Raw genomic sequence first — 14,448 nt, forward strand, 5'->3', positions numbered from 1 at the left:
ACACCTTGCCGCTGTGCCCCGCGCACGAGCCAGGTGACGAACAACAAAAGAGCCGCCTCACCGTTTCGGTGAGGCGGCTCTTTCTCGTTCACATCATCGTGCGGTGAACGTGTCGATCAACTGCCGGTGCTGTTGTACGTGTCGACCGCGGTCTGCAGGTTCTCGAGCGCAGTGCCGAGTTCCGCCAGATCTCCACTCTGCTGCGCCGTGCGCACAGCGGAGAGTGCAGCGTTCAAACCGGTGACGGCAGCATCCCTGGTCGTCGAACCGCCGGTGGTCGGCGCAGGAGTGGCCGGGGTCGACCCGCCGTCGGACGGTGTCGTCTCCGGTACGGCACCTGGCTGCGTGGTTCCGTCGGTCTCACCGGGTGCCGTGACGGTACGACCGGCACCTGCTCCGAAGACCTGCTCGATGGCTTCGGGCAATGTGGCGGCATACCCGACGCGGCCCTCGTACGAGACCAGCACTCGAATCAACTGCGGGTACGCAGAGGCCTCGTTGGTACGCGAGGCGTACACCGGCTCCACGTAGATCAACCCGCCGTTACCGACCGGAAGGGTCAGCAGGTTGCCGAACTCCACGGTGTTCTCACGGCGCACGATGCCGAGACTCTCGGATACGTCCGTGGTGGTCGTCATCTGGTTCTGCACCTGGTTCGGACCCTGAGTGGAGGTATCCGTCGGCAACCTCAGCACCGTGATCTTGCCGTAGTTCTCCGGATCGGAATCCGCACTGACGTATGCGCCCAACACCTCTCGGCGGTAACCGACGAGCGCGCTGGTCAGCTGGAACGACGGCTGATTCTCCTCGTTGGAGATGTCGGAGGCGACCACGTAGTACGGCGGCTGCTTCGCCGCGGTGTTCTCTGCGGTCGGGTCGGTCGGAACCTCCCAGAACGCGTTGTTCGTGAAGAACTCCCGCGGATCGTTGACGTGGTACTTGGTCAGCAACTCACGCTGGACCTTGAACAGGTCCTCCGGGTAGCGGAAGTGGTCGCGGAGTTCGTCGGACACCTGGTCCTTCGGGATGACGGTTCCCGGGAACACGCCTTCCCATGCCTTGAGCACCGGATCGTTCTCGTCCTGCTCGTAGAGCTTGACGGTGCCGTCGTACGCATCGACGGTGGCCTTGACCGAGTTGCGGATGTACGACACCTCTCGGCTCGGCAGCGCACGCGTCGTCGTCGACTCGATGCTGTCGGCAGTGGCGTCCTCGAGCGACATCCGCTGGGCGTACGGGAAGTTGTCCAACGTGGTGTACCCGTCGATGATCCAGACGAGCTTGCCCTCGACGATCGCCGGGTAGGTCGATCCGTCCGTGGTCAACCACGGTGCGACCTTCTGTACGCGGTCGCGGGGGTCACGGTTGAACAGGATCTTCGACTCGTCGCCGATGACGCTCGAGAACAGGATGTTGCGCTCGGCGTACTTGCTGGCGAAGACGAGTCGGTTGAAGAAGTTGCCGACGTCGACGCCTGCTGCACCGGTGTAGGTGTAGCTCTTGCTGTCGGTGTCGTACTCACGGGGCTCGCCGGTGGAACCGACGATGGAGTAGTCCGCGTCGGAGTTGGCGATGACCGGGCCGAAGTAGATACGCGGCTGGTCCAGGTCGCCGGGGCCGTCCTTACGGATGGTGCCCTCGGAATCGTTCTCGATCCAGTTGACCTGGTAGTTCGGGTAACCGCCACGCCCACCGCTGGATTCGTCGGCGACGGCCTCGTCGACGGAGTTGGCCGGCGCTGCGACGAAGCCGTTTCCGTGCGTGAACACGGTGTGGCGGTTGATCCAGTCACGCTGGTTCGCGTCGAGCGTCTGCGGTGAGATCTCGCGAGCTGCAACGACGTAGTCGCGCAGGTTTCCGTCTGCATCCGGGTAGCGGTCGACGGCGAGCGTGTCGGGGAACCCGTAGAAGTTACGGATCTGACGCTGCTGAGTGAAGGTGGGGGCGAGGATGTTCGGGTCGAGCAGTCGGATGTTGGACATCGTCGCAGACTCGGCTGCGACCTCGCCCGGGCTCAGAGTCGCCTCACCGGAGTAGTCCCGGTAGGTGACCTGCTCGTCGGTCAACCCGTACGCGTCTCGGGTGGCCGCGATGTTCCGCTCGATGTATGTGCTCTCCTTGTCGGCCGCGTTCGGGCGCACCGAGAACTGCTCCATCACCAGCGGCCAGACGGCACCGATGAGGATCGACGAGAGCACCAGCAAAGCCGTGGCCAACGCCGGGATCCGTAGATCACGCAGGAATATGGCTGCGAAGAAGGCGATCGCACAGATCACCGCGATCGCCAGCAGGATCAGTTTGGCCGGCAACACCGCGTTGATATCGGTGAAGCTGGCACCGGTGAACGTGGGTTCCTTACGACTGCTCGAGAGCAGCGTGTACCGGTCGAACCAGTATGCGACGGCCTTGAGCAGAACGAAGGTGCCGGCCAGAACGGCGAGCTGAATGCGTGCGGCGCGGGTCAGAGCACCCTCGCGTCCGGCCAGTCTGATCCCGCCGAACACGTACTGAGTGACCAGGTTCGCGAAGAACGCAACCAGGATGGCAACGAACAGCCAGTTGAGAACGAAGCGGTAGAACGGGAGGTCGAACGAGTAGAAGCCGACATCCAGATTGAACTGCGGATCGGTGATCCCGAAGTCGCCGCCGTGGAGGAACAACTGCACGGTCGCCCAATTGGTCTGGGCGATCATGCCGGACAGGAACCCGAACACCACTGGAATTCCGATGCCGAACAGGCGCAATCGGCTCATCACCGTGGTGCGGTACCGCGCAATCGGATCGTTGGGCCCGGCGACGGGCACGAACACCGGACGGTTGCGGTACGCCACGGCAAGCGCCGCGAACACGATGAGTCCGACGACCAGTGCGACGACGACGAAGATCGCCAATCGCGTCAGCAGTGTGGTGGTGTAGACGCCGCGGAAGTCGACCTCTCCGAACCACAGCCAGTTGGTGTAGATGTCGATCAGACGGGGACCGATGAGCAGCAAACCTGCTGCTACCAAGGCCAATACGAGCAAGATCCGGCTGCGCCGTGACAAGGACGGCATACCGGTGGGGGGCCTCATGCCCACGTGCCACACTCCAACTTCGGGCGACGCCGACGGCGCCGCAGATGACTTCGGCGGCGCACTCGCCGTGCGCCGCATGTCCGTTTCGCCCTACTGTACGTACGTTGATCCTACGGCTGCGACACCCGTACTGCGTCCGCGCCAGGCCGCAGGTCAGGAGCATCGGCATCCAGTGAACCATTCGGATGCGAGGATAGTGCGGTGAGCAACGACAGCAACGGACTGCCCGGCCAAGACGATTTCGGTAGCGAGTTCGACCCCGAGTCGGGTGGGCAGGACGTGGCCGAGGCTTTGGCTCGATGTGCCCGCGAGGTGGCGGATTTCGTCGATGCAGGTGGGTGGAACCAGGCACCACAGATGTTCGCGTTGGTTCCCACTGCAGCGCTCGCCGCGGCCGAGCCGGGACTCCTCGACGATCTTGCCGACGGCGCTGCCCTCACCCCGATCCAGCAGCATTCACTCCCCGAGGACATCACCGGCGGCTCCCCCGCCCTGGACGAGTTCCTCGCCACCTCGACATGGCCCGAGGGTGTCGTCGGATGCGCCCTGGTTCAGGAGATCGTCGTACTCCCCCCGGCTGCCGAATCGACCCTCGACGATGCCTTGATGCCGTTGCTCGCCGATCCCGATGCGGCCGACCAGGCCGCGCGCTCGGCCGCCGAGAACCACCCCGAGAAACGGGATGCTCGGTTGATCGTCGCGGTCCTCAAGGACGGTCCGTCCTTGACTCTGCTGCAGTTGCACCCGGACGAGGACGCCGATCCGTTCGCGCCCATCGATCTTCGCATCGCGGAGGACCTGGCCCCCAACGTCGTGCACGGCCTCTACGCAACGTTCGACGTGATGGAAGACGACTAGCGACAGCGCTGGGTCAGCTGCAGGACGGTACGTCGCCGCCGGACCCGATCGCCTGCAGCGAGTCGACCGCACTGTCCAGCGACTCGACGCGGACCAGTCTGAGGCCGTCGGGGACGTTCTGTTGCGCCTCACCGCAGTTCGCGTCCGGCACCAGGAACGTGGTGGCTCCGGCTTCGCGGGCGGCGATCAGCTTGTACGGAATGCCGCCGATGGGGCCGACCGTCCCGTCGGCATCGATGGTTCCCGTCCCCGCGACGAACTCTCCGTTGCTCAGTTCACCGGGACTGAGCTTGTCGACCACGGCCAGGCTGAACATCAGACCGGCCGACGGTCCGCCGACATCGGCGAGGTTGAACTTCACGTCGAACGGCACGTCCGGCTGCTCTTCGGGCGTGACTCCCAGGTATCCCAGGGATGCGTCGTCGGGCCGAGCACCGAGGACGACCGCACTGGTCTGCGTCGAGCCGTCTCGCACGTACTCGATGTCGAGAGAATCACCCGGCGCTCTGGAACTGACAGCCTCTCGAACTGCCGACGCGGTCGCGACGGGCGTACCGCCGACCGAGACCAGCGTGTCCCCCACATTCAGCACGCCCGCAGCAGGGCCGTCCTCGGCCACACTGGCCACCGCCAGTGACACCGCCAGATCCAGGTGGTGCAGAGCAGCCAGTTCGGCGCTGGATTCGGACTCCTCGAAATCCGCCTGATTACCTTCCTGCACTTCTTCTTTCGTCTTGTCCGGCGGATAGACCTCCTCGCGCGGAACGAGTCCTTGCCTGCCGCTGGCCCAGAAGCCGAGAGCCTCGAACAGATTGAGCTGATCGCGCACGGCCACGGTCGTCATGTTCAGGTGACCCGTTGTCGGGTCGACCTCGGTTCCGTCGATCTGCACCACGGGCACCCCGTCGACGTCGCCGAGAGTGTTGTACGTCGGGCCGGGGCCGAGGGCGGCGAACGGAACGGTGACGACCGAGCCGGTGACGCCCAGCACCACCACGGGTACCAGGGCAGCGACGAGAGTGGCGATCCTTCGGTTCACTCCGTAGACACTAGATCCGAATACGGTCGACGGTGCAGACCGCCCCTACCGAGTGCGTCCGTGCCGACTTCTCGCGGGTCCCACTGTTCGCCGTCAGCGTGACGATCCACCACTCTCTCCGTTCGCCGGGCTTGTACCGTTGAGTCATGAGCAATTTTGGTTTCGGTGCCTCCGACGACGACCCGGACAAGAAGAAGGATCCGGACGGCTCGGGCAACCCTGCCGGCTTCGGGTTCGGTGGCGAGGGATTCGACCCAGCACAGCTGGGCCAGATGCTCACCCAGTTCGGCCAGATGCTCAGCGGAATGGGAGCTGCAGGCGGGACCGGTTCGGGGCCGGTGAACTACGACCTGGCCAAGCAGCTGGCACGCCAGCAGATGGGCGACTTCAGCCCGGTGTCGGCAGGCGAACGAGAGGCCATCACCGACGCAGCGCACCTGGCCGAGCTGTGGCTGGACGGGGCGACGACGCTGCCCGCCGGTGCCACGAAGACCGTCGCGTGGACACCGGTCGACTGGCTCGACAACACGATCGACACCTGGAAGCGCCTGTGCGACCCCGTCGCCGAGCAGATTTCGGGCATGTGGACCTCCGGCCTTCCCGCCGAGGCCCAGCAGATGGCCGGGCCGATGATGGGCATGCTGACCCAGATGGGCGGAATGGCGTTCGGCTCGCAACTCGGCCAGGCTCTCGGCCAGCTGTCCAAGGAGGTTCTGACGTCCACCGACATCGGCCTGCCCCTCGGACCGTCGGGAACGGCGGCGTTGCTGCCGTCGGCCATCGCGTCGTTCAGTGAAGGACTCGAGCAGCCCGATCGCGAGGTGCTGGTGTTCCTTGCCGCTCGTGAGGCCGCACATCAGCGGCTCTACAGCCACATTCCGTGGTTGCGGCAGCGGGTTCTGGCCACCGTCGAGGAGTACGCGCGCGGCATCCGGATGGACTTCTCTGCCATCGAGGAGGCCGCCGCAGGACTCGACCCGTCCGCACTGACCGATCCGTCGAAGATCGAGGCGATCCTGCAACAGGGTGCCTTCGAGCCACAGACCACGCCGGAGCAGAAGCACGCACTCGAGCGTCTCGAGACGCTGCTCGCCCTGGTCGAAGGCTGGGTCGAGACGGTGGTTGCGGCCGCTCTGGGCGAACGCCTTCCCGGTGCCGTCGCGCTCGGCGAAACCATCCGGCGCCGTCGGGCGTCGGGAGGCCCGGCCGAACAGACCTTCGCGACGCTGGTCGGTCTCGAACTGCGACCCCGCAAAGTCCGCGAGGCAGCCGATCTGTGGCGTCAGCTCCTCGCCGCATCCGACATCGAGGGACGTGACGGTGTGTGGGCACACCCCGATCTGCTGCCCGACTCGTCGGACCTGGACAACCCCGCGGCGTTCATCGACAGGGTCGTCGGCGGTGGCACGTCGAGCTTCGACGACCCGATCGCGCAGCTCGAAGCGATGGAGGCCATGGAAGCCAAGGAGCGAGCCGAGGCTGCCGAGCGTGCCGCCGAAAACGACGACAAGGGCACCGATGGTGATCCCGAGAAGGGTTCGTCCACAACCTGACCCCGCCGGTTTCGCACCACTTCGATCGAACGCGTCGAGCGCCTGCTCGGAGGCACTTCCACCCTGTGGATAACGTGCCCCGAGCGGGCGCTCTTCGCTGTCGGCGCTGTCAGAGTGTGTCTCATGATCACACCGACCGTTCGACTCGATCCAGCGGTGGCAATTCTGCCGCGACGAGACGGCACCGTTCAGTTGGGCTGGAATCCCGAGACCAGCGTCGTCGTCACTCCACCTCCCGGTGCCGAGCCTGGCTCGATACTCGAAATACTCCGACTCCTCGCCGCGGGCCATTCCAGACCTCACATCGTCTGTCACGCAATGACATTGGGACTGTCCGCCAATCGGACATCGGCGATGCTCGGAGAGTTGGAGGATTCCGGGCTGCTGATGCACGGCACGAGCGAACCGGTGGTGCCCGACGCCTCGCTTCGGGCCTCGCAGTCCGGACCGGGGGCGGTGAACACCGTCCACCTCGTGGGGCGGGGGCCGATCTCGGACGCGTTGGCCTCCGGCCTGAGTCGCACCGGCGTCACCGTGACCCGGACCAGTCTGACTCCGACGCGCTACCCGCACTCGGTGGTGAGGTCGTGGAACTACGACGTCGTGGTACTGGCCGACGATCTGGTCGCCGAACCTCGGCTGGTGACCGACCTGGTGCGTCTGCGCATCCCACATCTGCAGGTGCGGCTACGAGACGGGAAGGGCATCGTCGGGCCTTTCGTGCTGCCCGGTCGGACGAGTTGCCTGCGGTGCGCTGATCTGACGCGCTGCGACTTCGAGCCGGAGTGGCCGCATCTGTCGGCCCAGCTGCTCGGCTCGGTCGGCCAAGCGAGCAGCGCGACGGTGTTGGCCACGGCAGCGTTCGCGTTCGCTCAGTTGGAGAACCTCATCGGCCGATCCGACGCCGCGCTTCCCGAGACTGCGGACTGCACGATGGAACTGGACTTCGCAGCAACCGGAACCACCGTGCACAAACGACCGTGGTCCAAGCACCCGCACTGCGATTGCTGGTACTGACGAATCGCGCTCGCGGCGAGTTCACCTCGACCGATAGGGGTCGGCGCGGGGCGGTCCGAGCAATTGTCGGAAGGTTCAGCCATGATGGAGCTGTGTCTGACATACCGCGCCGTGGATCGACTCGTACTGCCAAACTGGCCAGCATTCCCCTCGGAATGGCCGGTCGTGCCGCCGTAGGGTTCGGGAAGAAGCTCGCGGGCGGCAATCGCGACGAAATCGATGCGGATATGGCCGCCAAAGCAGCAGAACAGCTCTTCTCCGTTCTCGGGGAACTCAAGGGCGGTGCCATGAAACTCGGGCAGATGCTCTCGGTGATGGAAGCGGCCGTTCCGGAGGAGTATTCGGAGCCGTACCGCGAGGCGCTGACCAAGCTGCAGGCGCAGGGCCCGCCCATGCCCGCGAAGACCGTGCATCGGGTGTTGGACCAGCAACTCGGAACTGCGTGGCGGTCACGTTTTCTCGATTTCGACGACACAGCGATCGCCTCTGCGAGCATCGGGCAGGTGCACCGAGCAACGTGGTCGGATGGACGCGATGTCGCGGTCAAGATCCAGTACCCCGGTGCTGACGATGCATTGCGCTCCGACCTCAAGACGCTGTCGCGGTTCGCGAACCTGTTCAGTACGGTGCTCGCAGGCACGGACGTCAAGCCGGTGCTCGAAGAACTGACGGCTCGTACCGAGGACGAGCTCGACTACCGTATCGAGGCGGCCAACCAACGTGCCTTCAGCAAGGAATTCGCGGGCGATCCCCAGTTCGCCATTCCCAAGATCGTCGCCAGCGCACCCAAAGTCGTTGTCAGCGAATGGATGACGGGTCGGCCGCTGGCCGATGTGATCGCGAACGGAACGGCCGAGGAACGTAACCAGGCGGGCGAACTGCTCGCGTTGTTCGCATTCGTGTCTCCGGCGCGGGCGAAGTTGTTGCACGCCGATCCTCATCCGGGCAACTTCATGATGCTCGACGACGGACGCATGGGTGTCATCGATTTCGGTGCCTGCGCTCCGATGCCCGACGGCCTCCCTCCGGTTCTCGGCAGAATGGTCTCGCTCGCGCGTGACGAGAAGTTCGACGAGCTCGTGGTGTTGTTCACCGAGAGCGGCTTCGTGGTGCCGGGCCGAACGGTGACGGAGAAGGAGATCGAAGACTATCTGCGTCCCTTCACCGATCCGATTCACACCGAATCGTTCCACTTCACCAGGGCCTGGCTGCAGAAGGCTGCGGGCACCGCGACAGATTTCAACAGTGCGCAGTTCCGCACCGTTCGCGCGTTGAACATGCCCGCCGAGTACGTGATGATCTTCCGAGTGCTCGGTGGGTTGGTCGGAATCTGCGCGCAATTGGACGCCTACGCGCCGTACATGGCCATCCTCACCGAGTGGCTGCCCGGCTTCACCGACTGATTCGTTCGGCGAAACCGGGCACCGGTCTCGGACATCATGCTGCGTTCTTGCGCGGCCGTCCTCGGGGACGCTTGCGGGCGATGACGACACCCTGCTCGAGGATCTCGCCGCCCCATACGCCCCACGGCTCGGCGCGGTCGAGCGCCGCGCTCAGGCACGTACGGCGGATGGGGCATTCGGCGCACAGCGCCTTGGCCTGCTCGAGTTCGGCGGGGGTGTCGGCGAACCACATGTCTGGGTTCGCCGCTCGGCAGGGCACCGACAAGGCCAGTTCGACCGATTCGGTCGAATACTGTGCAGCGTAGGCACTCTCGGACTCTGGTCGGCATGTCGTCCGGATCGTGGCGGTTGACACGTCGGTCTCCTCTACTTTTCGTGCGGCGTCGTTATCGGTTCGAGGGGTGATGCGAACCTGTCGGCCTCACGCTCGGGTAGAGGAACTACCTGAACGAGAAAGGCCACGGTCCGCGAGTGCGGGTCCGTGGCCTGGTGGGGCTTGTCGAAGCGTCTACCGACAGTGAAGTCGGTATCTGCTGTCGAGCACGGACGCACATGGTGCGCGGTGACGTCGGGCTGCCTGAGCAACGGCTTTCGCTCCTGGTGCCAGGGCGACCTGGGCGGAATTCGACCCCGAGACCGCATATGCGGACTCCTGCATGGGGCCGAAAGCAGAGGAACGAATCCACGTCTGCGCAACAGAGCCTGCGGCGGCGGCATGAGTGCCGAGGGGGGCAACTCCGAAAGGTGCCGTGCCGAGGACAGGGCTGAACGCGACGGTTGCGTCGGCAACGGCGGCGTGGAATGTGTTGATCATTTTTTCAGCTCCTGTTCTGGTCTCGTAGGCGGATTGGACGGTGCGCGATCTCCCGCGGCACGTGAAACAGACTAAGCCCCCCGCCGATATCTGCACAAGTTATTTTCTACCTGCGGTTTTGCGGAGATTTCCCTACCTTCGCGTCACGTGTCCGAGGCCCGCACCACGGTGAGGACTTCTTCTCCGAACCGTTCCAGTTTCTTGGCCCCGATTCCCGGAATCGCCACCAGCCCACGCTCGTCCTGCGGTTGCTGTTCCGCGATGGCCGTCAGCGTGTTGTCGCTGAACACCACGTACGCGGGCACCTTGAGTTCGCGGGACTTGTCCAATCTCCACGACTTCAGCGCGTCGAGCAGGGCGATGTCGACGTTCGACGGGCAACTGTCGCATCGACCGAGCATGGTCGCGGACGTGCCGATCAGGGGCTTGCCGCACAACCGGCACTTGGGACCGGACTTCTTGGCGGCAGGCGCGGCGATACGCGAGGCCGGTGAGTCCTCGGGAATCAGACCGTTGAGAAACCTCGACCGGCGCCGCGATTTGCGTCCGCCCTCGTTGCGGGCCAGCGCCCAGGACAGGTGCAGGTGGACGCGAGCTCGCGTGACACCGACGTAGAGGAGCCTGCGTTCCTCCTCGACGGCCGCCTCGTTGTTGGCGCTGGGGTCGTTGCCGATCGCGTGCGAGATCGGCAACGTGCCGTCGGCGAGACCGACGATGAACACCGCGTCCCACTCGAGACCCTTCGCAGCATGCAGCGAGGCGAGGGTGACGCCCTGGACCGTCGGTGGATGCCGCGCCTCGGCACGTGCGGCGAGCTCCCCCAACAATTTCTCGAGGGTCAGCTCCGGCTCGTGCACCAGAAGTTCTTCGGTGAGCTGCACCAGACCGCCGAGCGAGGCCCACTTCTCGCGGGCCTGCGCGCCCGTCGGCTCGGTCGCCGTCAGTCCGAGCGGGGCCAGCACCGCTCGCACCAGAGCCGGTAGTCCCTCGCCCGCCTGCGCGCCGTCGGGCAGATCGTCTCGACCGCCTGCCTGCCGCAGCGCGTTGACTCCCTGCCGCACCTCGGGTCTGGTGAAGAATCCCTCGCCGCCGCGCACCTGATAGGGAATCTTCAGCTCGGTCAACGCCTGTTCGTGTGCCTCCGACTGTGCGTTGATGCGGTACAGAATTGCGATCTCGGCCGGCTCGACGCCCTTCGAGATCAGCCTCTTGACCGCACGCGCCACACCGTCGGCTTCCGCAGGCTCGTCGTCGTACTCGAAGAACTCCGGCTCGGGTCCCGGCTCACGCTGACCGATCAATTGCAGTCGGGTGCCGGCGATGCGACCGCGAGCGGCTCCGATGACGCGGTTCGCCAGCGACACCACCTCGGGCGTCGAACGGTAGTCGCGCTCGAGCCGAACCACAGTGGCCTCGGGGTACTTCCGTGAGAAGTCGAGTAGATACCGCGGAGATGCGCCGGTGAAGGAATAGATGGTCTGGTTCGCGTCGCCGACGACGGTGAGATCGTCACGCTCGCCCACCCAGGCGTCGAGCACCCGCTGCTGCAACGGCGTCACGTCCTGGTACTCGTCGACGACGAAGCAGCGGTAGCGCTCGCGGAACTCGTCGGCCACCGACGAATGTTCTTCCAGCGCGGCGGCCGTGTGCAGCAGAAGGTCGTCGAAATCGAGCAACATCCCATCGCCGCCGCGGGACTTGAGCTCTTCGTAGCCGGCGTACACGGCGGCGACCTTGTTCGCGTCCATCGGAACGTCACGGCGATTGCTCGCCGCGATGCGTGGATAGTCCTCGGGTGCGATCAACGATCCCTTGGCCCATTCGATCTCTCCCGCGAGATCACGGATCGCGTCCGTGGACGTCGACACCCCGGCGCGGTTCGCCGCCTGCGAGACGACGGTGAACTTGCGATCGAGAAGCTGCCACCCGGTGTCGCCGACCACCTGCGGCCAGAAGTACTTGAGCTGGCGCATGGCCGCGGCGTGGAACGTGCGAGCCTGCACCGGAGGACCGTCTCCCCCGACGCCGAGCTCGCGCAGACGGCCACGCATCTCGCCGGCCGCGCGCGCGGTGAACGTCACCGCCAGCACCTGCCCCGAGGACACGTGCCCGGCCGAGACGAGATGGGCGATGCGTCGGGTGATCGTGCGCGTCTTTCCCGTGCCTGCACCGGCCAGAACGCAGACCGGGCCGCGGGGAGCCAGTACCGCCGCGGATTGCTCCGGATCGAGTCCGGCGGTCATCGCGTCGTCAGCCATGAGGTCCATTGTGTCAGTGCGTACCGACAGTTCCACCCGGGGCCGAACCGGGCGGCGAGTCGGCCGATGCAGGTGTCGGTCGGAACAATCGGGTCGGCGCTCCTGTTGACTGTTGGCGTGACCACTACCGAGAACACCCCGCAGACCCCGGCCGCGCTGACCGTCTACTCCACCACGTGGTGCGGTTACTGCCGTCGGCTCAAGACCCAGCTCGACCAGGCCGGAATCGAGTACGCCGAGATCGACATCGAGCAGAACCCGGAGTCGGCCGACTTCGTCGGCAGCGTCAACAACGGCAACCATGTGGTGCCCACCGTGCTCTTCGCCGACGGATCGACGGCGACGAACCCCACTCTGGCCGAGGTCAAGCGCGCACTGTCGCTCTGATCGGCGTCAGGCCGTCGCCGCCCACGCCTCGAGCATTCCCCGAGCGATGGAGATCGAGCCCGGGAGAAGCAACCGGGAGGTCGATTCCGATCCCCAGTCGCCCAGCTCGAGCGCGGCGAGAACTTCTGCTCGATCGAACCAATGGGCCTCGGCGATCTCGCCGTCCTGAAAGTGCAGCGGTTGCTCCGGGTCGGCGACGGCGGAGAACCCGATCATCACCGAACGCGGAAACGGCCAGGGCTGGCTACCCAGATACTCGATGTCGGAGACGTCGAGGCCCACTTCTTCTCTGATCTCCCGCGTCACACAGGTTTCCAGCGATTCACCGGCCTCGACGAAGCCTGCCAGCACCGAGAAGCGACGCTCGGGCCACGCAGGTGCTCGCGCCAGCAGCACCCGATCGCCACCGTCGTGAACCAGACAGATCACCGCCGGATCGGTACGCGGGAATTCCTCGTGACCGGTGGACGTGCTCGTCCGCGACCACCCCGCGCTCGACGGAACCGACGGTGCACCGTCGAGTGAGCTGAACTGCGCGCTCGCATGCCAATTGAGGATCGCCAGGGCACCGGTCACCATCGACAACGCGTCGCTGTCCAGTCGATCACCGTCGGTACGCAAGTCGCCGACCGTGCCTGCCACGATCTCCACCCGGCGAGCCCACAGGTGTCGATCGCCGTGAATTCCGAGAAAGACCGCGTCGGCCGTCGGCTCGGCAGCGACGTCCGCGGCGGGGCCGAGCACCAGTCCGTTCTCGTCCACCGCGAATCTGCCTCTGCCGTCCACGTTCAGGATGCGAGCAGTCGGCCAACCCGCTGCCAACGCTGCGGTGTCTCGGCGCAGTTCCTCTGCCCTGTTCAGTGGCGATCGGGACAGTCGAGGTGGGTGGGCGAGTTGGAAGTTCGGCACGCGCACGACCCTACTTGGCCTCGCCTAGTCACCCACGCGACGGATGTAGAGCAAGCGATCGGATGCCTCGACTGCATCGACCTCAGGAGTGCCGACTCGGAACAGTTTGCCGCCCCGCACCACTCCGAGAACGATGTCGGTGAGGTGCCGCGGAGATCCACCCACCTCGTCGCGTTCGACTTCGCGCTCGGCAATGGCGAAGCCTGCCTCCGGGGTCAACAGATCTTCGATCATCTCCACCACGGAGGGGGTCGACGTGGCGATCCCGAGCAGGCGGCCCGCAGTCTCCGAGGACACGACCACCGAGTCGGCACCGGACTGACGCAGCAGGTGCGTGTTCTCCGCTTCTCTGATGGCCGCGACGATCTTGGCCTTCGGAGCGATCTCGCGGGCGGTCAGAGTCACCAGCACCGCGGTGTCGTCCCGGTTGGTCGCGACGATGATGGCCGCCGCATGCTGAGCTCCGGTGAGTCTGAGCACGTCGGACTTGGTCGCCGAACCGTGAACGGTGACCAGGCCCAGGGCCGATGCGGCGTCGAGAACCGTCTGATCGGTGTCGACGACGACGATGTCGGACGCCGACACGCCGTCTCCGAGCATCGCGTCGACTGCGGTACGGCCCTTGGTGCCGAAACCGATGACCACGGTGTGATTGCGCACGCTGCGTCTCCATCGCTGAATTTTGAATGCCTGCCGGGACCGCTCGGTGAGAACCGACAGCGTGGTACCGACCAACAGAATGAGGAATAGGACCCGGAGGGGTGTGATGACCAGGATGTTGACCAGTCGCGCCGACGGGCTCATCGGTGCGATATCGCCGTATCCCGTCGTCGACAGCGACACGGTTGCGTAGTAGAAGGCGTCCAGGAAGGACAATTCGCCGTTCTGGTTGTCGCTGTAACCGTCGCGATCGAGATAGACGACGAACGCCGCCAGGAACAGGATCCCCAGCGCCATCAGAACTCGCTTGTAGATGGCGCGCCACGGACTCGATTCCAGTTCGGGTACCCGGAGCACTCCCACGAGCGCGAAGTCGGGCTTGTCGGTCAGCGCGCCACTGTCGCTCAGGCGCGCCCGCAACCTACCTGCCACGTCGCCCGCCGAGGTACTCACCGAAGTCGAGATCATTCACGGCA

11 protein-coding genes are annotated in these 14,448 nt (G+C 65.3%); 5 read left to right on the forward strand and 6 right to left on the reverse strand.

The features are described from left to right. Positions 1 to 116 precede the first annotated feature (116 nt). The gene (locus tag CH295_RS24970) at positions 117 to 3,077 is read right to left on the reverse strand and encodes a UPF0182 family protein (RefSeq protein WP_170946050.1); all 2,961 of its coding nucleotides are present in this window, start codon (positions 3,075 to 3,077) and stop codon (positions 117 to 119) included. A 276-nt stretch (positions 3,078 to 3,353) separates the two neighbouring features. On the opposite strand from CH295_RS24970, the gene CH295_RS24975 reads away from it, so the two are divergent. Continuing rightward, complete coding sequence (locus CH295_RS24975; RefSeq protein WP_094742236.1) at positions 3,354 to 3,932, forward strand: PPA1309 family protein; 579 nt, start codon at positions 3,354 to 3,356, stop codon at positions 3,930 to 3,932. Between the two features lie 13 nt (positions 3,933 to 3,945). On the opposite strand, the gene CH295_RS24980 is transcribed toward CH295_RS24975, so the two are convergent. Further along, the gene (locus CH295_RS24980) at positions 3,946 to 4,971 is read right to left on the reverse strand and encodes a YlbL family protein (protein ID WP_094742131.1); all 1,026 of its coding nucleotides are present in this window, start codon (positions 4,969 to 4,971) and stop codon (positions 3,946 to 3,948) included. Between the two features lie 146 nt (positions 4,972 to 5,117). Here CH295_RS24980 and CH295_RS24985 point away from each other — a divergent pair, with 146 nt between their 5' ends. From CH295_RS24985 to CH295_RS24995, 3 genes are all read left to right on the forward strand, one after another. After that, a complete protein-coding gene (locus tag CH295_RS24985; protein WP_037189851.1) occupies positions 5,118 to 6,524 on the forward strand; it encodes a zinc-dependent metalloprotease in 1,407 nt (468 codons plus the stop codon). A 123-nt stretch (positions 6,525 to 6,647) separates the two neighbouring features. Continuing rightward, complete coding sequence (locus CH295_RS24990; protein ID WP_094742132.1) at positions 6,648 to 7,541, forward strand: hypothetical protein; 894 nt, start codon at positions 6,648 to 6,650, stop codon at positions 7,539 to 7,541. Positions 7,542 to 7,633: 92 nt separating this feature from the next. Beyond that, positions 7,634 to 8,944, forward strand: a complete 1,311-nt coding sequence (locus CH295_RS24995) for an ABC1 kinase family protein (RefSeq protein ID WP_037189855.1) — start codon at positions 7,634 to 7,636, stop codon at positions 8,942 to 8,944. A 34-nt stretch (positions 8,945 to 8,978) separates the two neighbouring features. Here the strand turns inward: CH295_RS24995 and CH295_RS25000 are convergent, their stop codons facing one another. Beyond that, the gene (locus CH295_RS25000) at positions 8,979 to 9,299 is read right to left on the reverse strand and encodes a WhiB family transcriptional regulator (RefSeq protein WP_037189857.1); all 321 of its coding nucleotides are present in this window, start codon (positions 9,297 to 9,299) and stop codon (positions 8,979 to 8,981) included. A 602-nt stretch (positions 9,300 to 9,901) separates the two neighbouring features. Beyond that, positions 9,902 to 12,016, reverse strand: a complete 2,115-nt coding sequence (locus CH295_RS25005; protein ID WP_371828427.1) for an ATP-dependent DNA helicase UvrD2 — start codon at positions 12,014 to 12,016, stop codon at positions 9,902 to 9,904. 117 nt (positions 12,017 to 12,133) lie between these two features. Here CH295_RS25005 and CH295_RS25010 point away from each other — a divergent pair, with 117 nt between their 5' ends. Next, the gene (locus CH295_RS25010) at positions 12,134 to 12,403 is read left to right on the forward strand and encodes a mycoredoxin (protein WP_032398313.1); all 270 of its coding nucleotides are present in this window, start codon (positions 12,134 to 12,136) and stop codon (positions 12,401 to 12,403) included. 6 nt (positions 12,404 to 12,409) lie between these two features. On the opposite strand, the gene nudC is transcribed toward CH295_RS25010, so the two are convergent. Together nudC and CH295_RS25020 are read right to left on the reverse strand one after the other, a co-directional pair. Beyond that, positions 12,410 to 13,312: an NAD(+) diphosphatase gene (nudC, locus tag CH295_RS25015; RefSeq protein WP_094742237.1), complete on the reverse strand. Its 903-nt coding sequence runs from the start codon at positions 13,310 to 13,312 to the stop codon at positions 12,410 to 12,412. 24 nt (positions 13,313 to 13,336) lie between these two features. Then, a complete protein-coding gene (locus CH295_RS25020; RefSeq protein WP_032398311.1) occupies positions 13,337 to 14,404 on the reverse strand; it encodes a potassium channel family protein in 1,068 nt (355 codons plus the stop codon). Positions 14,405 to 14,448: the final 44 nt, after the last annotated feature.

The organism is Rhodococcus sp. 14-2483-1-2 (genome assembly GCF_002259405.1).
Classification (GTDB): Bacteria; Actinomycetota; Actinomycetes; order Mycobacteriales; family Mycobacteriaceae; genus Rhodococcoides.

Coding starts and splice junctions, on each gene's coding strand:
- CH295_RS24985 (WP_037189851.1), top strand. CDS start 5,118: ATGAGCAATTTTGGTTTCGGTGCCTCCGACGACGACCCGGACAAGAAG.
- CH295_RS24990 (WP_094742132.1), top strand. CDS start 6,648: ATGATCACACCGACCGTTCGACTCGATCCAGCGGTGGCAATTCTGCCG.
- CH295_RS25005 (WP_371828427.1), bottom strand. CDS start 12,016: ATGGCTGACGACGCGATGACCGCCGGACTCGATCCGGAGCAATCCGCG.